The organism is Humitalea rosea, from assembly GCF_003253705.1.
Taxonomy (GTDB): domain Bacteria; phylum Pseudomonadota; class Alphaproteobacteria; order Acetobacterales; family Acetobacteraceae; genus Humitalea; species Humitalea rosea.
The window spans coordinates 83,566-103,579 of the sequence record NZ_QKYU01000001.1; the positions used below are offsets into that span (position 1 = coordinate 83,566).

20 protein-coding genes and 2 tRNA genes are annotated in these 20,014 nt (G+C 68.1%); 8 read left to right on the top strand and 14 right to left on the bottom strand.

Features of this window, described 5'->3' with window-relative positions:
- The 10 genes from C8P66_RS00395 to phnG are packed head-to-tail and all read right to left on the bottom strand — an operon-like array spanning position 1 to position 8,644.
- Positions 1-2,178, bottom strand: a complete 2,178-nt coding sequence (locus C8P66_RS00395) for a DNA methyltransferase (RefSeq protein WP_211313986.1) — start codon at positions 2,176-2,178, stop codon at positions 1-3.
- On the bottom strand, positions 2,159-2,431 hold the full coding sequence (locus C8P66_RS24040; protein WP_211313987.1) for an aldo/keto reductase: 273 nt from the start codon (positions 2,429-2,431) through the stop codon (positions 2,159-2,161). The genes C8P66_RS00395 and C8P66_RS24040 overlap by 20 nt, the downstream gene beginning before the upstream one ends.
- A 26-nt stretch (positions 2,432-2,457) precedes the next feature.
- On the bottom strand, positions 2,458-3,123 hold the full coding sequence (locus C8P66_RS00405) for a DUF1045 domain-containing protein (RefSeq protein WP_245903136.1): 666 nt from the start codon (positions 3,121-3,123) through the stop codon (positions 2,458-2,460).
- Positions 3,120-4,253 carry an alpha-D-ribose 1-methylphosphonate 5-triphosphate diphosphatase gene (locus C8P66_RS00410; protein WP_111396164.1) on the bottom strand — a complete coding sequence of 378 codons (1,134 nt, stop codon included), beginning with the start codon at positions 4,251-4,253 and terminating at the stop codon, positions 3,120-3,122. The genes C8P66_RS00405 and C8P66_RS00410 overlap by 4 nt, the downstream gene beginning before the upstream one ends.
- Positions 4,250-4,948 (bottom strand): phosphonate C-P lyase system protein PhnL, encoded by a 699-nt coding sequence (gene phnL / locus C8P66_RS00415; RefSeq protein WP_111396165.1) that lies wholly within the window; start codon positions 4,946-4,948, stop codon positions 4,250-4,252. The genes C8P66_RS00410 and phnL overlap by 4 nt, the downstream gene beginning before the upstream one ends.
- Entirely contained in the window at positions 4,945-5,703 is a 759-nt protein-coding gene (phnK, locus tag C8P66_RS00420; RefSeq protein WP_111396166.1) for a phosphonate C-P lyase system protein PhnK, read from the bottom strand. The genes phnL and phnK overlap by 4 nt, the downstream gene beginning before the upstream one ends.
- The gene (locus C8P66_RS00425; protein WP_111396167.1) at positions 5,700-6,521 is read right to left on the bottom strand and encodes an alpha-D-ribose 1-methylphosphonate 5-phosphate C-P-lyase PhnJ; all 822 of its coding nucleotides are present in this window, start codon (positions 6,519-6,521) and stop codon (positions 5,700-5,702) included. The genes phnK and C8P66_RS00425 overlap by 4 nt, the downstream gene beginning before the upstream one ends.
- A complete protein-coding gene (locus C8P66_RS00430; RefSeq protein WP_111396168.1) occupies positions 6,518-7,588 on the bottom strand; it encodes a carbon-phosphorus lyase complex subunit PhnI in 1,071 nt (356 codons plus the stop codon). The genes C8P66_RS00425 and C8P66_RS00430 overlap by 4 nt, the downstream gene beginning before the upstream one ends.
- Before the next feature lies 1 nt (position 7,589).
- A complete protein-coding gene (phnH, locus tag C8P66_RS00435; RefSeq protein ID WP_111396169.1) occupies positions 7,590-8,174 on the bottom strand; it encodes a phosphonate C-P lyase system protein PhnH in 585 nt (194 codons plus the stop codon).
- Complete coding sequence (gene phnG / locus C8P66_RS00440) at positions 8,171-8,644, bottom strand: phosphonate C-P lyase system protein PhnG (RefSeq protein WP_111396170.1); 474 nt, start codon at positions 8,642-8,644, stop codon at positions 8,171-8,173. The genes phnH and phnG overlap by 4 nt, the downstream gene beginning before the upstream one ends.
- 90 nt (positions 8,645-8,734) lie before the next feature.
- Here phnG and phnF point away from each other — a divergent pair, with 90 nt between their 5' ends.
- Together phnF and C8P66_RS00450 are read left to right on the top strand one after the other, a co-directional pair.
- Positions 8,735-9,487, top strand: coding sequence for a phosphonate metabolism transcriptional regulator PhnF (phnF, locus tag C8P66_RS00445; protein WP_111396457.1), 753 nt, complete (start codon positions 8,735-8,737; stop codon positions 9,485-9,487).
- Positions 9,484-10,629, top strand: a complete 1,146-nt coding sequence (locus tag C8P66_RS00450; RefSeq protein WP_146422634.1) for an alpha-D-ribose 1-methylphosphonate 5-triphosphate diphosphatase — start codon at positions 9,484-9,486, stop codon at positions 10,627-10,629. The genes phnF and C8P66_RS00450 overlap by 4 nt, the downstream gene beginning before the upstream one ends.
- 64 nt (positions 10,630-10,693) lie before the next feature.
- Here the strand turns inward: C8P66_RS00450 and C8P66_RS00455 are convergent.
- Both C8P66_RS00455 and C8P66_RS00460 read right to left on the bottom strand, forming a co-directional pair.
- Positions 10,694-10,769, bottom strand: a tRNA-Asn gene (locus C8P66_RS00455).
- A gap of 81 nt (positions 10,770-10,850) precedes the next feature.
- Positions 10,851-10,921 (bottom strand) — tRNA-Cys (locus C8P66_RS00460).
- A gap of 135 nt (positions 10,922-11,056) precedes the next feature.
- On the opposite strand from C8P66_RS00460, the gene C8P66_RS00465 reads away from it, so the two are divergent.
- The 4 genes from C8P66_RS00465 to C8P66_RS00480 all read left to right on the top strand — a co-directional run bounded on the left by C8P66_RS00465 (position 11,057) and on the right by C8P66_RS00480 (position 16,522).
- Positions 11,057-11,713, top strand: a complete 657-nt coding sequence (locus C8P66_RS00465) for a protein-L-isoaspartate O-methyltransferase family protein (protein WP_111396172.1) — start codon at positions 11,057-11,059, stop codon at positions 11,711-11,713.
- 96 nt (positions 11,714-11,809) lie between these two features.
- Complete coding sequence (locus tag C8P66_RS00470) at positions 11,810-13,195, top strand: TolC family outer membrane protein (RefSeq protein WP_111396173.1); 1,386 nt, start codon at positions 11,810-11,812, stop codon at positions 13,193-13,195.
- Between the two features lie 2 nt (positions 13,196-13,197).
- Positions 13,198-13,743 carry a DUF2497 domain-containing protein gene (locus C8P66_RS00475; protein ID WP_111396174.1) on the top strand — a complete coding sequence of 182 codons (546 nt, stop codon included), beginning with the start codon at positions 13,198-13,200 and terminating at the stop codon, positions 13,741-13,743.
- Between the two features lie 58 nt (positions 13,744-13,801).
- Positions 13,802-16,522, top strand: a complete 2,721-nt coding sequence (locus tag C8P66_RS00480; protein ID WP_111396175.1) for a valine--tRNA ligase — start codon at positions 13,802-13,804, stop codon at positions 16,520-16,522.
- Positions 16,523-16,593: 71 nt separating this feature from the next.
- On the opposite strand, the gene C8P66_RS00485 is transcribed toward C8P66_RS00480, so the two are convergent.
- Together C8P66_RS00485 and C8P66_RS00490 are read right to left on the bottom strand one after the other, a co-directional pair.
- Positions 16,594-17,061: an SRPBCC family protein gene (locus C8P66_RS00485; protein WP_111396176.1), complete on the bottom strand. Its 468-nt coding sequence runs from the start codon at positions 17,059-17,061 to the stop codon at positions 16,594-16,596.
- Positions 17,058-17,396 (bottom strand): ArsR/SmtB family transcription factor, encoded by a 339-nt coding sequence (locus C8P66_RS00490; RefSeq protein ID WP_111396177.1) that lies wholly within the window; start codon positions 17,394-17,396, stop codon positions 17,058-17,060. The genes C8P66_RS00485 and C8P66_RS00490 overlap by 4 nt, the downstream gene beginning before the upstream one ends.
- A 79-nt stretch (positions 17,397-17,475) precedes the next feature.
- On the opposite strand from C8P66_RS00490, the gene C8P66_RS00495 reads away from it, so the two are divergent.
- The gene (locus C8P66_RS00495) at positions 17,476-18,153 is read left to right on the top strand and encodes an extensin-like domain-containing protein (protein ID WP_111396178.1); all 678 of its coding nucleotides are present in this window, start codon (positions 17,476-17,478) and stop codon (positions 18,151-18,153) included.
- Positions 18,154-18,255: 102 nt separating this feature from the next.
- Complete coding sequence (gene ilvD, locus C8P66_RS00500) at positions 18,256-19,974, top strand: dihydroxy-acid dehydratase (RefSeq protein ID WP_111396179.1); 1,719 nt, start codon at positions 18,256-18,258, stop codon at positions 19,972-19,974.
- Positions 19,975-20,014 lie beyond the last annotated feature (40 nt).

Sequence of the window (20,014 nt, forward strand, 5' to 3'; positions counted from 1 at the left end):
TCATTGTGATTTATTATCCAGATATCTAGATACCAAAATTCGGAAGGCAGAGAAATTGCAGACACGCCCATTGCCGAGCAGGCCGGTAGCGAGCCATTCGCTGTACAGCGTCCGAAAATCCAGTTCTTCTTGTCGGGTGACATGCAGATAAGGAAGCGTCGGAAGGTGGCCTACGCGCTGCCGTAAAAACTGAGCAACGGCCTCTTCGTCCGATCCAGATGCGCAGTCTGCGGCTTGAGAGACAGGACCATCCTCTTTTCGGCAATGTAGGATGAGATCAGCGCCAGCCGTGTTCTCACTTACGAACTGTTTGAAAGTGCCGTGCTGCTTGTCGAAAATATCCATTTTCTCAAGAGTGAACCTGGCTCCCGCGATAGCGCGGCGGAGTTGTTCCCAAATTTCCTGAGACGAATTCATGAATACGAGCAACATCCAATGCCCAGGGCGCAAAACTCTGTGGCATTCTTCTAAGCTTTGCTGCATCAAGTCGCCGTATGCTTGGGCATTCTTTCCTTGGTGCTTGTTTACGATAGCTTCGGACTGGTTGTCTGTAAAAGATCCCAGCCACGATTCCCATAGTATGTTCATTTCGCTATAGTTTATGTTCGCCCCGAACGGGGGGTCGGTAAAAACTAGATCAATGGATGAGTCTGGGATGAATTTTAGATCTGTTGCGCTTCCCGTGTGAACAACACATCTGCCATCATATCGAGCGGCTGTAGTTTCCAAATGATCTTGAATGGTTTTCGCTTTTCTTTCGAATGTCGCAAAAACATTAGCTTCATTCGATATATACGGAACATTAAAGTTGGCGGTGTTTCCGCTCCCGCCCCAAAACCTAAATTCGGACAATCGAGTCACCCTCTGATAGAGGGAGGTAAAGATGAACCCAAGATAGCCCGCAAGTTCAGGGTCGGCCACATGATGGATGGCTTGCCAGATGTGACTCATGGCTGACAAATTGCGCGGAGTATAAAACAGATCTACGGAGGTTAGTCCGTGTCGCTTTGGCTGGCCTAGATTCATACCATCAGGAAGCGGAAGGGTAGGATAGAAGCCATCCGCCAGTGGAGGGCTTAGCTCAATACGCTTTATGTTTTCTAGATCCTGCGGACTGGGTGGATGTTCAACTTGAACCTTCCGGCAGCATTTATAGCCGACTAGAACCGGAACGGGTACCGTCCTTGCCAACCGAGACTTTTTGACCACGGTTTTGCAGCAAGGACACGGAAACTCCGAAAGGATTTTGTGCTCCCTAACCGTGCGTCCGTAGCTGCGGCAATGATCCCAAAGCACAAACTCTTCAGCGCAAGAGGGGCATTTTACCCGGTATGACCATACAGTGTATTGTAGCTCGGCGGCCTTGCCGCACTCCCTGCAATGCGTACCATATAAATCGCGTCGTACCGATTCGGTAGCTTCGCAGACTGCTCGGACGCCCGCCGCAAATAGCTTTGGATCGATGCGACGCGTGAATCGGTCGGCGATGAAGCTGGCTGCCGGGGACAGCTCGTTCAGTATTACATCGTAACCGAGTGCCCGAGCGGCAACGCCTGTCATGCCGCTTCCCGCGAAGGGATCGAGAACAATGCCGCCTTCTGGTAAGTACTGTTTGACGACCTCAGCAATACCCTGAGGTGGCACCTTGGTATGATATGTGTGAGCATCGTAGGTATAAGTATTTTTCCCCGCAGAGATACTCCCATGCGAAGGGGTTTCTAATGTAGCGGATGCTGACGTGTGGTCGGCAAAGATATTCGCTAGAGCCGTAGCACCATTCCCCCAGAGGGATGATGATTTCAGTCGCTCGATGAGCGGAAGCTGCCGTTCTGTAGTCAGCACCGTCTTTGTCATCGCGGCATCATCGAACAGCGGCAGCGCCCTGGCGCGGCTCCTCGCTCCTCGTGATGCAAATGTATGGGAAGCAACCGCCTGGCTGAGCTCAGGGCGTCTACCCGCAATGGCTTCCGCGTACAGGCGCTCTATTTTTGCAACTGTTTCGGTGCTGGGTTCGCTATCGCCGCGCTCCCATCGAGCGACAGATATGAGGGACGCTCCCAAAAGCTGAGATAGCTCCGTCTGCGATATGCCAAGCATACTACGCACGCGCCGTAAATTTTCCCCCTGGCCAGTTTCCAGGTTCATTCCATCAGCCATCTCAGCCGTTCTTTCCATCATCAATCATCACTTTACGCGCGTCCGTGATTTTCGAAGTATCGGGCGCACCACTTCGCAAAAGCAGCATCAGGCAAACGACATCCGCCGTATCGAAGAAGTTGATCCCGTGATCGAGCGCGCGCTTGAAGAACGGCGCGCTGCCCTCGGCATCGAAGGCCGACCAGGCGCGGCGCCCGGCCGAGCCCCAGGAATTCCCGCCGAGGCAGACACGGCTGACGGTGAGGCCGGAGGCCCCGAGATTCGTATACTTCATGCGTTGCAGTCTGCCGCCAGTGCCTCTCAGGCGGAAGGGCCGAAGGGCAGCCGCTCGGCGATCAGGAAAGGCGCGCCCGGCCCGGCCTGGGTGAACAGGCAGACCGAGGCGATCCGGCGCGGGCGTTGGGCCGCGGGGTTCACCGCCGCCTCGGCCTCGGGCCTGACCACCACCATCTCCTCCTCCGTCAGCCGCCGCGTGAGGGTGACGTGGAAGCGCCAGTCCTCGAAGACATGCGGATAGCCCCAGGCGTCGAGGTAGCCGCGCTGGCGTGGGGACAGCCGGTCGGGGCGGCGGCGGGCGATCTCCTCCGGCGTCGCGGGCGCGCGCAGCGATTCCAGCACCGAGACGGCATCATCGGCCAGGGCATGCAGCGCGGGGCAGGGCGCCTGCTCGCGCAAGGCCAGAAACCCGTCCAGATTCGCCACCGCCAGTGGTGGCAGGTCGAAGGGCGCGCGTGCCGCGGCGAAGGCGGTCGCCGCCGCCAGCGCCTCGGCATAGGGCACGGCCAAATGGAACGGCGGCTTCAGGGTCGCATGCAGCCCATAGCCGCGCGGGTCCTTGGTCAGCGCCGCGCGCTCGGGCGAAATCGGCAGGCTGGCGCCGGTCTCGGCATCGCGGCCGAGCCAGGCGCTGCCGGCGGTATGCAGCGGATCGTCCGGCTCCGGCGCCCAGTAGAGCGCGACCCTCACGCGACGCGCACCCCTTCGGTCCAGACCCGGCGGATGACGGGCTGGCCGAGCACCGGGCGAAGCTGCACCAGATCGGCGCGCAGGCCCGGGGCGATGCGGCCGCGATCGGCCATCCGCAACATCCGCGCCGGGCGGTCGGTGATCATGGCGATGGCGGCGGGCAGGCCCAGGGTCTCGGCGACGATCCAGGCCGCCTCCAGCATCGAGGGCGGCACGTAGTCGCTGGCCAGCGCATCGACCAGGCCGGCGGCGACCAGCGCCTTCACCGCGACATTGCCCGAATGGCTGCCGCCGCGGACGATGTTCGGCGCACCTGCGATGATCTCCTGCCCGGCGGCGCGGGCGGCCTTCGCGGCCTTCATGTTCACCGGGAATTCGCTGATGGTGATGCCATCGGCGGCGTTGCGCGCGACCTCGGCCTCGTCCCAGTCGTCGTGGCTGGCGAGTGCGATGTCGCGGCCCTTGATACGGTCGAGCAGCCCGTAGCGATTGGGATCGGCGACGCGGGCGCGCTGGTCGAGCAGGAAGGCGATGCGCGCCTCGATCTGCTCCTTGGGCATGCCGCTGCGGCCACGCATGGCGCGATAGCGGTCGAGGTCCACATACTGGCCGAAGCCCGGGGAGTGATCCATCAGGCTGATCATGCGGATCATGTCGCTGTCGGCGACGGATTCGAACAGCATGGGCATGTCCGGCGCCGGCAGTTCGCAGCGCAGATGCAGGAAATGGTCGGATTTCAGCGCCCCGGTCGGGCGCAGGGCCGCCATATCGGCGACGCCGTTGCGGAAGGTCTCGATGCGCTCGGTGTCGAAGCCGAGATCGCCGAGGCAGAGCGCATCCAGCACGGTGGTGACGCCGGCCGCCGCGACCTGCGCGTCATGGCTGAGGAAGGCGCTGCGCGAGGGCCAGCGGGCGCCGGCGCGCGGCTGCACCTGGCGCTCCAGATTGTCGGTATGCACATCGACGATGCCGGGGATCAGATATTCGCCACCGAGGTCCTCGGCCCCCGGAGCACTGCTGAGCCCCGGCTGAATTTCGGCGATCCGCCCGTCGCGGATCACGATGGTGCCGGGCAGGATGTCTTCGGGCAGCACCAGCATGGCGCCGGTGAGGATGGTCTCGAGGGTCATGCGGCATCCTGGATGGGGGCAACGTCGAACAGCCGGTCGGCCACGCGGTCGCGGACGTCAAGATCGTGGAAGATGCCGATCAGGGCGGAACCGGCCGCCTTGGCCTCGGCGATGAGCGCGATGACGACCTCGCGGTTGGCGGCATCGAGGCTGGCGGTGGGCTCGTCCAGCAGCAGCACCGGATAGCCCGGCGCGAAGCCGCGCGCGAGATTGACCCGCTGCTGCTCGCCGCCCGAGAAGGTCGCGGGCGGCAGGCTGTGCAGCCGCGCCGGCAAATTGAGGCGGTGCAGCAGCCCCGAGGCGCGCGCCAGCGCCGCCTCGCGGTCCATGCCGCGATCGGTCAGCGGCTGCGCCACCACCTCCAGCGCCGAGACGCGGGGGATGACGCGCAGGAATTGGCTGACATAGCCCAGCGTATCGCGCCGGATCTCGCGCACCAGACGCGCATCGGCGGTGGCCAGATCGACGATGCCGCCGGCATGGCGCAGCAGCAGCCGGCCGTGCTCCGCGCCGTAATTGCCGTAGAGGCAGCGCATCAGCGTGGATTTGCCGGCACCCGAGGGCCCCGCCAGCACCACGCATTCGCCCGGCGCCACCGAAAGCGAGACATCGTCGAGCACCGGCAAATGCAAGCCGCCTTGCAGATGCAAGGTGAATCCCTTGCCGAGCGCCTCGGTCTTCAGCGCCCAGCTCATGCCGCCAGCACCGAGGTGACGAGCAACTGCGTATAGGGGTGTTGCGGATCGTCGAGCACGCGATCGGTCAGCCCTTCCTCCACGACGCGGCCGTGCCGCATCACCACGATGCGATGCGCGAGCAGGCGGGCCGCGGCGATGTCATGCGTCACGATCAGCACGGCCAAGCCAAGCTCGGCGACCAGCGCCCGGATCAGATCCAGCAGCCGCGCCTGCACCGAGACATCGAGCCCACCCGTCGGCTCATCCATGAAGATGAGGCGCGGCTCGGTGACGAGGGTTCTCGCGATCTGCAAGCGCTGCTGCATGCCGCCCGAGAAGGTGCGGGGCAGGTCGTCGAGACGGTCCACCTCGATCTCGACTTTTTGGAGCCAGGAGGCGGCGGATTTGCGGATATTGCCGTAGTGGCAATTGCCCTGGGCCATCAGCCGCTCGCCGATATTGCCCCCGGCCGAGACCGCCATGCGCAAGCCATCGCGCGGGTTCTGATGCACGAACCCCCATTCGGCGCGGAGCAGGCGGCGGCGCCCGGCCTCGGTCATCGCGCCAACGTCCTGGCCATCATAGAGGACCTGCCCGGCATCGGCCTGCGCCTGGCCCGAGAGCACGCGCAGCAAGGTCGATTTGCCGCTGCCGCTTTCGCCGACGATGGCCACGACCTCGCCCGGCCAGATCGAAATGCCGACGTCATCCAGTGCGCGGATGCGGCCGAAATTCAAGGTGAGGCCGGTTGCCTGCATCAAGGGCGCGCTCATGGCGCCCGCTCCTCGCAATGATCGGTGTCGGAACAGACGAACATCCGCCCGCCGACATCATCGGTCACGATCTCATCCAGATAGGAATCCGTCGCGCCGCAGATCGCGCAGGGATGCGGCGCGCGGATCGGATCGAAGGGATGATCCTCGAAATCCAGGCTCTTGACGCTGGTATAGGGCGGCACCGCATAGATGCGCTTCTCCCGCCCCGCGCCAAAGAGTTGCAGCGCCGGCATGCGGTCCATCTTCGGATTGTCGAAGGCGGGGATCGGCGAGGGCGACATCAGATAGCGCCCGTTCACCATCACCGGATGGTTGTAGGCCGAGGCGCTGCGGCCATGCCGCGCGATATCCTCATAGAGCCGCACCTGCATCAGCCCGTAATCGGCCAGCGCATGCAGCTTGGTGCTTTCCACCACGCGCGGTTCCAGGCGCGACAGCGGCTCCGGCATCGGCACCTGATAGACGATGATCTGGCCCGGTTGCAGCACCCGCTCGGGGATGCGGTGGCGGGTCTGGATGATGCTCGCCTCGGCCGTATGGGTCGTGGTCGCGACCCCGGCGGTGCGGGCGAAGAAGCGCCGGATCGAGACGGCGTTGGTGGTGTCATCCGCGCCCTGGTCGATGACCTTCAGCACATCGGAGCGGCCGATGATGCTGGCCGTCACCTGGATGCCGCCGGTGCCCCAGCCATAGGGCAGCGGCATTTCCCGCGCGCCGAAGGGCACTTGGTGCCCGGGGATCGCCACCGCCTTGAGGATGGCGCGGCGGATCATCCGCTTGGTTGCCTCGTCGAGGAAGGCGTAGGAATAGGTCATTGCTGGGCCGCCCGCATGGCACGCACATTCTCGAGTTCCGACTGGAAATCGACGTGATGCGGCAGCTTGAGGTGTTCGACGAAGCCGGTCGCCTCGACATTGTCGCAATGGTACAGCACGAATTCCTCGTCCTGCGCCGGCGCGCCGCCATCCTCGCCAAGCTCGGCGCCGCGCAGCGCGCGATCGACCAGCGCCATGGCCATGGCCTTCCGCTCATTGTGGCCAAACACCAGCCCATAGCCGCGGGTGAATTGCGGCGGCTCGGTCAGCGATCCCTTGAACTGGTTCACCATCTGGCATTCGGTCAGCGTGATGTCGCCGATGTCGATGGCGAAGCCGAGTTCCGGCGGCACCACCTCGACCGAGGCCTCGCCCATGCGGACCTCGCCGACGAAGGGGTGGTTGTTGCCGTAGCCGCGCTGGGTCGAATAGCCGAGGCCCAGCAGAAACCCCTCATCGCCACGCGCCAGCACCTGCAGGCGCAGCGCGCGGGAGGCCGGGCAGGAGAGCGGGTCGCGGGTCAGATCCGGGGGCGGGGTGTCGTCGTCGCCCTCGGGCTCGGCAGCCATCAGCCCTTCCTGGGCCAGCAGCGCGGTCACGCGCGGCGGCGGGCCGGGCTCTTCCGGTTCCATTTCTGGCGCGGGCGGCGGCGCCTCGCCGGCGGCGGCGAGGGAGAATTCCAGCAGTCGGTGGGTATAGTCGAAGGTCGGCCCCAGCAACTGCCCGCCGGGCAGGTCCTTGTAGGTCGCCGAGATCCGCCGTTGCAGCCGCATCGCCCCGGTATCCAGCGGCAGCGAGCCGCCAAAACGGGGCAGGGTGGTGCGATAGGCGCGCAGCAGGAACGCCGCCTCGATCAGGTCGCCGCGCGACTGCTTCACCGCCAGCGCCGCGAGGCCGCGATCGGCGCAGGCGCCCTCGGCCATCACCCGGTCCACGGCCAAAGTCAGCTGCTGCTCGACCTGTTCGACCGAGAGCTCGGGCAGCGCGGCATCACCGCGCCGTGCCTCGGCCAGCCAGGCATGGGCATTGGAGATCGCCTGCTCGCCACCCTTCACGGAGACGTACATCTCAGGCCTCCAAGGTCACGGCCAGAGTCACAGAACGGGGCAGGCCGGCGAGGCGATCCCCGGCGCAGAGGATCACATCCACCCCGCGTGGGAAACGCGCATGGTTCGCCGCCCATTGCGCCGGGAAATCATCGGGCAGGCCGGTGACCTTCAGGCGGCGCAGGCCGTCGATGCCGGGGCCGGAGAGGGTCCAGCCCTCACCCTCCTCGATGCTCTCGACCTGGACGACCAGCGTGGCACCCGCCGAGGGGATCTCATCCGTCCCCGGCGTCAGCGCCGCGAGCGGCGGCATGGCGCCGGTGGCGAGGACGAAGCTCGCGGTGGCAAGCTCGGCCTCGGGCGCGCCGGTGTGGAAGCGCAGGAAGGCATCGGCGACCGGCCCCGCGTCATGCACCAGGCTCGCATCCGGGTCGGCCAGGGTCAGCACCACCGCCGCCGCGGCCGGGCAGAGCGGCGCGGGCGGGGCCAGGTCGCCCCCCAGCGCATGGACGGTGCCGGGTTCGGACAGCGCGGCCAGGATGGCGCGGAAGCAGCCCTGGGCGCCGAAGACGGCGTCGGAAAAGCCGGGAAGCAGACCGTCGCTCATCGCATTGCCGCCATGGTGAAGAATTTGACTCGGGTCGCCGCGGCCCGCCGCGCCTGTTGCGCCACCGCCTCGGCCTGCGCCGCCGCCAGGGGCGCGATCACCGCCCGCATCAGCGCCGGGCGCCGGGCGGGGTCCTGCAAGGCCGCATCCAGCACCGCCGAAAGCTCGGCGGCCCGTGCATCGCGGCCGAGGCGCCAGGCATGGCCGACGCCGCCTTCCGCGAGGCGGACGCTGCATCGCGTCACCGTCGTCTCGCCGAGGTTGAAGGCCGCGCCATCACCCCCCTGGCGGCCGCGGATCATCACGAGTCCGGTCTCTGGTCCGCGCAGCCGCGCGAATTCGGGCAGCGGGCCGTCAAGCCGCGCTGCGATGGTGGCCGCATCGGCGCGGGCCAGGATAGCAAGCCAGGACTGACGGTCGGCCGTCAGGTCCGGGGTGCTGAGGGAGGCTGGGGAGGGGGCTTCTGGCATGGCTTTATAGGTCTAGACGTTTGGATGTCTGACCGGCTAAAGTCAAGCCACCCAATGCCACCGGATCGCGACTGCATGCATGAAACCTCGATGACGACCGGCCCCCAGGTGGCAGGCGCCCGGGTGCTGACCCGTGGCGGCGGGGTCGCGCTGTGGCGCCAGATCGCCGGCACGCTGGAGGAGGAGATCCGCAGCGGCGCCCGCAGCCCCGGCGAGCGCCTGCCGACCGAGGCCGAGCTGTCCCAGCGCTTCGCCGTCAACCGCCACACCCTGCGCCGCGCCATGGAGGAGATGGAGAGCAAGGGGCTGGTGCGGATCGAACAGGGCCGCGGTTCGTTCGTCGCCGAGGATGTGGTCGATTACCCGCTCGGGCCGCGCACCCGCTTCTCCGAATCCATCCGCCGGCTGAACCGCGAGCCGGGGGGCAAGATCCTCGACATCGCCGAGGTCCCGGCCGAGCCCCAGGTCGCCGAGGCGCTGCGCATCCGCCCCGGCCGGATGGTGCTGCGGGTGGAGCGGCTGTCCTCGGCCGATGGCCGTGCGGTGGTGCTCGGGACACATTATTTCCCGCTACCGCGTTTTGCCGCCATGGCGCGGCGCCTGATGGAGGATTCCTCGATTACCTTTGCTCTCGCCGCCTGCGGGGTCGCGGATTACCGCCGCCTCTCCACCCGTATCAGCGCCCGGCTGCCGACGCCGGAAGAAGCCGAGACCCTCGGCATGGCCCGCGCCCGCCCGGTGATCCTGACCGAGGCCATCAATGTCGATGGCGAGGGCGTGCCGATCGACGCCTCCTGGGGCCGGTATCCGGCGCATCGCGTGCAGCTTGTGGTGGAGTCTTGAGCCCCGCCTGGAGTCTCACCGGCGGGCAAATGCTGGGGGATGCGGGGCTGGCGCCGGGGGCGCTGGCCATGGCGGGGGGGCAGGTGGTCGCCGAGGCGCCGGAGGGCGCGCGGTGCTTCGATGCGACCGGGCTGCTGGTGCTGCCTGGCGTCGTGGATATCCATGGCGATGCGCATGAACGCGCCTTTCAGCCGCGCCCCGGTGTGGATTTTTCGCCCGGATTCGCCCTGGCCGATTCGGCGCGGCAGTTGCTGGCCGCCGGGATCACCACCGCCTGCCTCGGCGTGACCCTGTCCTGGGAGCCGGGGCTGCGCTCGCTCGCGGCCTTCCGGGCGCTGGATGACGCGCTGGATGCGGCTCGCGCGGCGACGCCGGGCGATCTGCTGATCCATCTGCGCTTCGAGGCGGATAATTTCGCGGCGATCCCGACCGCGCTGGCCGCGCTGGCGGGCGGGCGAATCGCCGTGCTCGGCTTCAACGACCACACGCCGGGAATCGTCCGCAAGCTCGGCGATCCGGTGCAGCTTTCGAAATACGCGGGGCGGGCAGGGGTCTCGGCCAAGGTGTTCGCCGATCTCGCCGCCGAAGCCATGGCCCGGCGGGACGAGGTGCCGGCCGCCCGCGCCCTGCTGGCCGAGGCCGCCCGCGCCGCCGGCGTGGCGATGCTGAGCCATGACGACGCGAGCCTGGAGGACCGGGCCGAATTCCGTGCCCTTGGCGCCCATATCTGCGAATTCCCGATGGCCGAGGCGGTCGCGGCCGAGGCGCGGACCAAGGGCGAATCGGTGGTGATGGGGGCGCCGAATGTGGTGCGGGGGGGCAGCCATCTCGGCTGGGCCTCGGCCGCGCCCCTGGCGGAACGCGGGCTCGTGACGGTGCTGGCGAGCGATTACGTCTGGCCGGCGCTGAGCCTCGCGCCCTTCGTGCTGGCCGATCGCGGGGTGATGGACCTCGCGGCCGCCTGGGCGCTGGTCTCCGCGAATCCGGCGGCGGCGCTGGGGCTGGCCGATCGCGGCGGGCTCGCGCCCGACATGCGCGGCGATGCGGTGGTGATGGACCGGGGCACACGCAGCGTGGTCGCGACCTTCGCGCGCGGGCAATTGGGCTGGCTGGCGGCCGGGGCGGCGGGGCGCCTGGGCTGAAACCCTGCCTGCCTGAAAAGCGAAGGGGGTGCTGCTTGCGCAACACCCCCCGCCTCACGAAAAATGGCTCCCCGAGTTGGACTCGAACCAACGACCTAGCGATTAACAGTCGCGCGCTCTACCAGCTGAGCTATCAGGGACCAGTCGTGGGCGCCGCCTTTAGCACCCAGTTTCCGCTGAGGAAACCCCCTCCGATATGGTTGATCGGAAGAGGTTCTGAAAGGTCCGGGGCGGAATTGAACCGCCGTGGCGGGTTTTGCAGACCCGTGCCTGACCACTCGGCCACCGGACCAGACAGAAGCTGGCTGGGCGCTGTATCCAGTCCCTGGGCCCGCCGGTCAAGCGCCACCAGTCCCGATGCGCTTTCCCGCGGGCTGCGGAGCCCCTATAACCTGGGGCCAGTGCACTCTCGGCCGGAACCCCAATCTTGCCCCATCAGATCGCCCGCAAAGCCATGGTGGATGGCCAGCTTCGCCCCAATCGCATCACCGAGCCCCGCCTGCTCACCGTGATGGGCGCCCTGCCGCGCGAGGATTTCCTGCCCCCCGGCCTGCTCGCCCGCGCCTATGTCGATGAGGATGTGCGCCTGCCCGGCGGCCGCGCGCTGATGGAGCCGATGATCATCGCCCGGCTGATCCAGCTGCTGGCGCTGCGGCCCGGGGACCGGGTGCTCGTGGCCGGTGCCGGCACCGGCTATGCCGCGGCAATCCTGGCCGGGCTCGGCGGCCGCGTCACCGCGGTCGAGGCCGATGCCGGCCTGCTCGCCATCGCCCGCCCGGCACTGGCCGCCCATACCGCCCCCGGGGCCGTGACCTTGGTCGAGGCACCGCCGGCCGGCGGCCACCCCGCCGCCGCCCCCTTCGATGCCATACTGATCGAGGGCGCCATCCCCGCGCTGCCCGATGCGCTGGTCGCCCAGCTTGCCGAGGGCGGACGGCTTGCCGCCATCCTCGCCGGCGGCGCCCCGCGCACCCGCGCGGTGCTCGGCCGGCGGGTCGGCGCGGGTTTCGGCACCGTGGATGCCTTCGACTGCGCAACCTTGCCCTTGCCGGGTTTCGCGACGCGGCCCAGCTTCGTATTCTGACGTCCCTTCACCGGGCCGCCCGGGCCTGCGGGCTCACCTACCAGCAGTGAGGCCATGATGCCGGTTTCCGTTTCCAATGCCCCGAGCCTGGCGCGAATGCCGCGGGCCCTCGGCATCCTCGCCTTGCTGCTCGTCGCCACCCCCGCCGGGGCCCAGACCCTGCAGGAGGCGCTGGCCGCGACCTATGCCAACAACCCGACCTTGCGCAGCGCCCGCGCCCAGCTTCGGGTGGTGGACGAGAACGTGCCCCAGGCGCTGGCCGGCTGGCGCCCGACGGTCTCCCTCTCGACCTCCTATGGCACGGTCGTCGATTCCAACGTCCGCAGCCGGGTGACCGGCGCCAATGGCAACCAGTTCGGCTCCTATTCGAACATCGACCGCGATCCCTTTTCCGCCCAGGCGACGGTGTCGCAGCCGCTGTATCGCGGCGGCCGCACCCGCGCGCAGACCCGCCGCGCCGAGAACCAGGTGCTGGCGCAGCGCGCCCGCGTGCTGGGCGCCGAGCAGCAGGCGCTTGGCGATGCGATTTCCGCCTATGTGCAGGTGATCCGCTTCCAGGAGGAGGTGCGCCTCAACGTGAACAACGTGCAGGTGCTGACCCGGCAGTTGGAGGCGACCAATGAGCGCTTCCGCGTCGGCGAGATCACCCGCACCGACGTCGCCCAGGCCGAATCCCGCCTGGCCGGCGCCCGCGCGACCCGTGCCGACAGCGAGGGCAGCCTGCAATCGGCCCGCGCCACCTTCCAGCGGGTGATCGGGATCGCGCCGACCCGCCTCTCCGCACCGCAGCCGCTGGCCGCCGCCGCCCGCACCGCACAGGAGGCCGCCACCTCGGCCGCCGGCAACAACCCCGCCGTCGTCGCCGCCTTGTTCGACGAGGCCGCGGCGCGGGACCAGATCGACGTGCAGGTCTCGGCCCTGCTGCCGCAGGCCTCGCTGAACGCGACCAGCTTCCGCAACGACAACAGCAGCACGCCCGGCAACCGCATCACCGGCGAACAGCTCACCGCCACGCTGACGGTGCCGCTGTACCAGGGCGGCGCGGAATATTCCGCCGTGCGCCAGGCGCGCCAGGATGCGGTGCGGCTGCGCTCGGTGGTGGATGACCAGCGCCGCACGGCGATCTCGCAGGCGACCTCCGCCTGGGAGACCCTGGCCAGCAACCGCGCCCAGGTCGAAAGCGTCCGCGCCCAGATCCGCGCCGCCGAGATCGCGCTGGATGGCGTGCAGCGGGAGGCCATCGTCGGCAGCCGCACCACGCTCGATGTGCTGAACGCCGAGCAGGAACTGCTGACCGCGCGCGTCTCGCTGGTCCGCGCCCTGGCCAATGTCGTCACGGCGAGCCATTCGCTCGCGGCCTCGATCGGGCGCCTGACCGCGCAGGATCTGGCGCTGCCGGTGCAGGCCTATGACATGACCGAGTATTACGGTGCCGTCCGCAATCGCTGGGTTGGCTTCTCCGACCCGACCGCGGGGCGCTGACCATGTCCGGCGCCTCGGAGGATCCCGCCCGGAACACGCCGCCCCAAACGCCGCCAGGGGCCGGGGCCGATCCGACGATGGAGGACATCCTGGCCTCCATCCGGCGCATCCTGAACGAGGATGAGACGGCGACGACGCCCGCCCCCGGCGAGCCGGGCCAGCCGCCGCTGGTGCCGCCCGCGCTGGGGCCGCCCGTACTGGGGCCGCTGGCCCTGACCGAGGATATGCTGGTCGCCAAGGAGCAGCCCGCGCCCCGGCCGCAGCCTGAGCCCCAGCCGGCCCCCCAGCCGGCAACCGTCACCACCACCGCCGATCTGGTGGCCCCCGCGGTCGCCGCCGCCGCCGCCGCCGCGGTCGGCAGCCTCGTGCGCGCCGTGGTGGCCGAGCGTCATGCCTCGGTCAGCCGTGGCGGCCCCTCGATCGAGGATGTGGTGCGCGAGGAAATCCGCCCCCTGCTGAAGGCCTGGCTGGACGAGCATCTGCCGCCCATGGTCGAGCGCCTGGTGCGGGCCGAGATCGAGCGCGTGGTCGGCCGCTCGCTGCCCTGAGCCTTGCCGGTGCGCGCGGGACTTGACGCGCGCGCGGAGGAGCCACAGGGATGCGGCCATGACCTCCCCGATCTCTGACACGCCGCTCGACAAATCCTTCACGCCCGCCGCTTTCGAGACGCGGCTCTACGAGGCCTGGGAGGGGTCCGGCGCCTTCTCCGCCGATCCGGCGAGCAACGCCAAGCCCTTCACCATCATGATCCCGCCGCCCAACGTCACGGGCAGCCTTCATATCGGCCATGCGCTGGACAATACGATCCAGGACATTCTGGTGCGCTGGCGCCGGATGCAGGGGCGGGACGCGCTGTGGCAGCCGGGCACCGACCATGCCGGGATCGCGACCCAGATGGTCGTCGAGCGCCTGCTGGCCTCCGAAGGGCTGGATCGCCGTGCGATCGGGCGCGAGGCCTTCCTCGGCCATGTCTGGGAATGGAAGCAGAAGTCGGGCGGCACCATCACGCGGCAATTGCGCCGCCTCGGCGCCTCGCTCGATTGGCCGCGCGAACGCTTCACCATGGATGCCGGCCTGTCCGAGGCGGTGCGCGAGGTCTTCGTCACCCTCTACCGCCAGGGGCTGCTCTATCGCGACCGCCGGCTGGTGAACTGGGACCCGCGCTTCCAGACCGCGGTCAGCGACCTTGAGGTCGAGAGCCGGGAGACCAAGGGCCACCTGTGGTATCTGCGCTACCCGGTCGAGGGGATGGAGGGCCGCTTCATCACCGTCGCCACCACCCGTCCGGAAACCATGCTCGGCGATACCGCCGTCGCGGTGCATCCAGAGGACCCGCGCTATGCCGACCTCGCCGGCCGCCGCGCCATCCTGCCGCTGACCGGGCGCCGCATCCCCATCGTCGCCGATGCCTATTCCGACCCGGAGAAGGGCACGGGTGCTGTGAAGATCACCCCCGCGCATGACTTCAATGATTTCGAGGTCGGCCGCCGCCATGGGCTGCCGATGCCGACGGTGCTGGATCCCGAGGGCCATATCTACCTCGCCGAGATCTCCGCCGAGCTTGCGACCATCCCCGGCATCGCCGACCCCGCCTTCGTCGAAGGGCTGGAGGGCCAGGACCGTTTCGCCGCCCGCACCGCGATCGTGGAGGAGCTGGAGCGCCTCGGCTTCCTGGAGAAGATCGAGCCGCATGTGAACCAGGTGCCGCATGGCGACCGCTCCGGCGTGCCGATCGAGCCGCGGCTGACCCTGCAATGGTATTGTGACGCCGCGACGCTCGCCAAGCCCGCGGTCGAGGCGGTCGAGAGCGGCCGCACCAGATTCGTGCCCCAGCAATGGGAGAACACCTTCTTCGCCTGGATGCGCGACATCCAGCCCTGGTGCGTCTCGCGCCAGCTCTGGTGGGGGCATCAGATCCCGGCCTGGTACGCGCCCGATGGCCGCGTCTTCGTCGAACGCACCGAGGCGGAGGCGCTCGCCGCCGCCCGCGCGCATTATGGGCGGGAGGTCGTGCTGATCCGCGACCCGGATGTGCTCGACACCTGGTTCAGCAGCGCGCTCTGGCCCTTCAGCACCCTCGGCTGGCCCCAAAAGACCCCCGAAGTCGCGCGCTACTACCCGACCGATGTGCTGGTCACGGGTTTCGACATCATCTTCTTCTGGGTCGCCCGGATGATGATGATGGGCTGCCACTTCATGGGCGATGTGCCGTTCCGCACCGTCTACATCCATGGCCTCGTCCGCGACGAGAAGGGCCAGAAGATGAGCAAGTCCAAGGGGAACGTCATGGATCCCCTGGAGCTGGTCGATGCCTATGGCGCCGATGCGCTGCGCTTCACCATCGCGGCGCTGACCGGGCCGGGGCGGGATGTGAAGCTCGGGCGCAAGCGGGTCGAGGACCAGCGCGCCTTCTGCACCAAGATCTGGAACGCCGCGCGCTTCCTGGAGATGAACGGCGTCGCCCCCGACGCGGCCTTCGACCCGGCGGCGGCGACCACGCCGCTGGCGCGCTGGCTGCTCGATGCCGGCAACCGCGCGGTCGCCGAGGCCAATGCCGCGCTGGAGATCTTCCGCTTCGATGATTACGCCCGCGTCGCGGAAAAATTCGTCCGCGGTACCTATTGCGACTGGTTCCTGGAATTCGCCAAGCCGGTGTTCCTCGGCGAGGACGGGCCGGAGAAGGATGAGATCAAGGGTGTCGCCCAGCATGCCTTCGGCACCATCCTGAAGCTGCTGCACCCCGTCATGCCCTTCATGACCGAGGAGCTTTGGGACCGTTTCGGCTATGGCCCCGAAGGCTCGCTGATCCGCACCACCTGGCCCGAGGCCGTCACCGTGCGCAATGCCGCCGCCGCGCGGGATGAGCTGGACTGGGTCGTGCTGCTCATCAGCGAGGTCCGCGGCCTGCGCGCCGAGATGAACGTGCCCCCCAGCATCAAGGTGCCGCTGCTGCTGCAGGATGCGGCGCCGGCAACCCTGGCGCGCGGCAAAACCTGGATCGAGGCGATCTCGCGCATGGCACGCGCCACCGAGGTTGTGGCGCTGGAAGGCGATGCCCCTCACGGCGTCGCTCAGGTCACGGTGGCCGAGGCCACGGTGATGCTGCCGCTGGCCGATGTCATCGACCTTGGCGCCGAACGCGCCCGGCTGGTCCGCGAACAGGCCAAGGCCGAGGACGAAGCCGAGCGGGTGCGGAAGAAGCTCTCGAATTCGGAATTCGTCTCCCGCGCCAAGGAGGAGGTGGTGGAGGAGAACCGCGACCGCCTGGCGGCGCATGAGGCGGAGGCGGCGCGGCTGGCGGCGGCGATCGCGCGGATTGCGCGGTAGCACATCGAGGGGCTCGCCCCTCGAGCACCCCAGCAGAAACACGGTGTTTCTGCACTTCCCCCAGCGGCCGCCTATTCCACCAGGCGGGCCAGTTGCTCGATGACGGTGCCCCAGCCATCGAAGAAACCCATCTCACGATGCGCGTCGCGATCGGCGCTGCTGGCGTGCATCACCAGCGCCGCGTAATCCGTGCCCAGCGGATGCTCGGTCAGGGTGATGATCGCGGTCATGAAGGGCTTGGCGGCGGGCCGCCAGCCGCCCAGCAGCGCATCGGTGAAGACCAGGCGCTCCAGCGGGTCCACGGCCAGGAAACAGCCGGCCACATGCGGCATGAACGCCCCGCCCTCCTCGCTCATATGGGTGACGAAGGCGCCGCCGGGGCGCAGATCCATTTGGCGGACCTTGCAGCGCGCGGGGGCCGGCAGCCACCATTGCTCGAAGCGCTCGGGGATGGTCCAGGCCGCCCAGACGGCGGCACGCGGCGCCTTGATGAGGCGCGATATCGTCAGGTCGAGGTCCGGGTTTGGGCCAGGGATCATCTTGGCTGGTCCTTGGTCTGGATGACGAAATGCTCAAGCCGGTCGGTGCGCCCCTCCCAGAGCGCGCGCTGCTCGGAGAGCCAAGCCTGCACGGTGACGAAGGCGCGCGTCTCGATGGCGCAGGTCCGCACCCGGCCTTCCTTGTGAGTCCGAATCCAGCCGCTCTCCTCCAGCAGATGGATGTGTTTCATGAAGGAGGGCAGGGCCATGCCGAAGGGCCTGGCCAGTTCGCTGATGCTGGCGGGGCCCTGGCCGAGCCGGCCGAGCACCGCCCGGCGCGTGGGGTCGGCCAGAGCCTGAAAGACGCCGTCGAGCTGCGCGTGATACTGTTCCATAAGGCTAAGTATCAAGCCGGAACACTGAGCGCAACGGCTAAGTGATCCCAGCGCCGCGCTCTGCTAGCCTGCTGCCATCATGCGCTGGCTTCTCGTGCTCCTCCTCCTCTCCGGCGCCGTGGCGGTCGGGCTGCGGTATCTGCCCCCCGCATGGGACCCGCGCGCCCCGCTCGACCTCACCGCACCGCCCAACCTGCTGACGCCGCTGAAGCTCGCCTGGCTCCGGCAGAGCCCCGCCGCCTGCCGCGCCGCCTTCGCGCGCTCGGGGATCGCGTTCACGCCGCTGCCGGACCGGGCGTCGGATGCTGGCTGCGCGCTGGAGAACACGCTGCGCCTGCCGCAGACCCCGCGCGGCATCCCCGCCGATCCCACCGTCACCTGCCCCCTGGCCGCCGCCTGGGTGCTGTTCGAGCGCAACAGCCTGCAACCCGCCGCATCGGCGCATCTGGGCAGCGGAGTCGCCGCCATCCGCCATTTCGGCACCTATGCCTGCCGCAACGTGAACCACGCCACCGCCGGCCGCCGCAGCCAGCACGCGACGGCCAATGCCATCGATGTCGCGGCGTTCGTGCTGCGCGACGGGCGGGAGGTGTCGGTGCTGCGGGACTGGGGCGGGCAGGGGGATCGCGCCGCCTTCCTGCGCGCGGTGCGTGACGGCGCCTGCCGCTGGTTCGGGGCGGTGCTGGGGCCTGACCACAACGCCGCGCACCGCAACCATTTCCACCTCGACATGGGCCGATGGCAGGCATGCCGGTGAGCCCGGCTTGCGGGCGCACCGGGGGAGGGGCAAAACCGGATGCATGAGGGGGAGCCGTCCATGGCGACGGGCTCCCGTCAGTTGAGCAGGGAACGCCAGACAATGACCGCTTGGGACAAGTCCCGCATGCCGTCGCGCCACGTCACCGTGGGGCCCGAGCGCGCGCCGCATCGCTCCTACTACTACGCCATGGGCATGACGGAGGAGGAGATCGCGCAGCCGCTGGTGGGTGTGGCCACCTGCTGGAACGAGGCAGCGCCGTGCAACATCGCGCTCTCCCGCCAGGCGCAGAGCGTGAAGAAGGGCGTGATCGAGGGTCTCGGCTCGCCCCGCGAATTCACCACCATCACGGTCACCGATGGCATCGCCATGGGCCACCAGGGGATGAAGTCCTCGCTGGCCAGCCGGGATGCGATCGCCGACACCGTGGAACTCACGATGCGCGGGCATTGCTATGATGCGCTGGTCGGGCTCGCGGGCTGCGACAAGTCGCTGCCCGGTATGATGATGGCGATGCTGCGGCTGAACGTGCCGAGCGTGTTCATGTATGGCGGCTCGATCCTGCCCGGCACCTTCAAGGGCCATGACGTCACCGTCGTCGATGTGTTCGAGGCCGTGGGCCAGCACGCCGCCGGCAAGATGTCGGACGAGGACCTGCACGAGCTGGAATGCGTCGCCTGCCCCTCGGCCGGTGCCTGCGGCGGCCAGTTCACCGCCAACACCATGGCGACGGTCTCCGAGGCGATCGGCTTGGCACTGCCGAATTCCGCCGGCGCCCCCGCGCCGTATGAGGACCGCGACCGCTGGGCCGTGGCCTCCGGCAAGGCGGTGATGGAGCTGCTGAAGAAGAACATCCGCCCGCGCGACATCGTCACGCTGAAGTCGCTGGAGAATGCCGCGATCATCGTCGGCGCCACCGGCGGTTCGACCAATGCAGCACTGCATCTGCCGGCGATGGCGCATGAGGCGGGGATCAAGTTCACCTTGCAGGATGTCGCCGACATCATGCGCCGCAGCCCCTATATCGCCGACCTGAAGCCGGGCGGAAAATACGTCGCCTTCGACGTGTTCAAGGTCGGCGGCATTCCGGTGATCGTGAGGGCGCTTCTGGATGCCGGGTTGCTGCATGGCGATTGCCTGACCGTCACCGGCAAGTCCCTCGCCGAGAACCATCGCGACGTGATCTTCCCGAAGGACCAGGACGTGATCCGCCCGGTCTCGGATGCGATCACCGCGACCGGCGGCGTGGTCGGGCTGAAGGGCAACCTCGCCCCCGACGGCGCCATCGTGAAGGTCGCCGGCATGGTCGAGCAGCGCTTCGAGGGCACCGCGCTCTGCTTCGACTGCGAGGAGGATGCCTTCGCCGCCGTCGATGCCCGCGCCTACAAGGCCGGTGACGTCATCATCATCCGCTACGAGGGGCCCAAGGGCGGTCCCGGCATGCGGGAAATGCTCTCCACCACCGCGGCCATCTATGGCCAGGGCATGGGTGGTGAGGTCGCGCTGATCACCGATGGCCGCTTCTCCGGTGCCACGCGCGGCTTCTGCGTCGGGCATGTCGGGCCGGAGGCCGCGGTCGGCGGCCCGATCGCGCTGCTGAAGGATGGCGACAAGATCGTCATCGACGCGGTCGCCGGCACCATCGACATGCTGGTGTCGGATGAGGAGATGGCCGCGCGCCGCGCCGCCTGGACCCCGCGCAAGACCGACTACAACTCCGGCGCCTTGTGGAAATACGCCCAGCTCGTCGGCCCCGCCTTCCAGGGCGCGGTGACGCATCCGGGTGCCGAGGCGGAGACCCATGTCTACGCCGATATCTGAGACATCCGGCCGCTTATCCCAGGCAACAACGAAGGTGGAG

Coding starts and splice junctions, on each gene's coding strand:
- C8P66_RS00395 (WP_211313986.1), bottom strand. CDS start 2,178: ATGATGGAAAGAACGGCTGAGATGGCTGATGGAATGAACCTGGAAACT.
- C8P66_RS24040 (WP_211313987.1), bottom strand. CDS start 2,431: ATGAAGTATACGAATCTCGGGGCCTCCGGCCTCACCGTCAGCCGTGTC.
- C8P66_RS00410 (WP_111396164.1), bottom strand. CDS start 4,253: ATGACCCTCGAGACCATCCTCACCGGCGCCATGCTGGTGCTGCCCGAA.
- phnL (WP_111396165.1), bottom strand. CDS start 4,948: ATGAGCTGGGCGCTGAAGACCGAGGCGCTCGGCAAGGGATTCACCTTG.
- phnK (WP_111396166.1), bottom strand. CDS start 5,703: ATGAGCGCGCCCTTGATGCAGGCAACCGGCCTCACCTTGAATTTCGGC.
- C8P66_RS00425 (WP_111396167.1), bottom strand. CDS start 6,521: ATGACCTATTCCTACGCCTTCCTCGACGAGGCAACCAAGCGGATGATC.
- C8P66_RS00430 (WP_111396168.1), bottom strand. CDS start 7,588: ATGTACGTCTCCGTGAAGGGTGGCGAGCAGGCGATCTCCAATGCCCAT.
- phnH (WP_111396169.1), bottom strand. CDS start 8,174: ATGAGCGACGGTCTGCTTCCCGGCTTTTCCGACGCCGTCTTCGGCGCC.
- phnG (WP_111396170.1), bottom strand. CDS start 8,644: ATGCCAGAAGCCCCCTCCCCAGCCTCCCTCAGCACCCCGGACCTGACG.
- phnF (WP_111396457.1), top strand. CDS start 8,735: ATGACGACCGGCCCCCAGGTGGCAGGCGCCCGGGTGCTGACCCGTGGC.
- C8P66_RS00470 (WP_111396173.1), top strand. CDS start 11,810: ATGCCGCGGGCCCTCGGCATCCTCGCCTTGCTGCTCGTCGCCACCCCC.
- C8P66_RS00475 (WP_111396174.1), top strand. CDS start 13,198: ATGTCCGGCGCCTCGGAGGATCCCGCCCGGAACACGCCGCCCCAAACG.
- C8P66_RS00480 (WP_111396175.1), top strand. CDS start 13,802: ATGACCTCCCCGATCTCTGACACGCCGCTCGACAAATCCTTCACGCCC.
- C8P66_RS00485 (WP_111396176.1), bottom strand. CDS start 17,061: ATGATCCCTGGCCCAAACCCGGACCTCGACCTGACGATATCGCGCCTC.
- C8P66_RS00490 (WP_111396177.1), bottom strand. CDS start 17,396: ATGGAACAGTATCACGCGCAGCTCGACGGCGTCTTTCAGGCTCTGGCC.
- C8P66_RS00495 (WP_111396178.1), top strand. CDS start 17,476: ATGCGCTGGCTTCTCGTGCTCCTCCTCCTCTCCGGCGCCGTGGCGGTC.
- ilvD (WP_111396179.1), top strand. CDS start 18,256: ATGACCGCTTGGGACAAGTCCCGCATGCCGTCGCGCCACGTCACCGTG.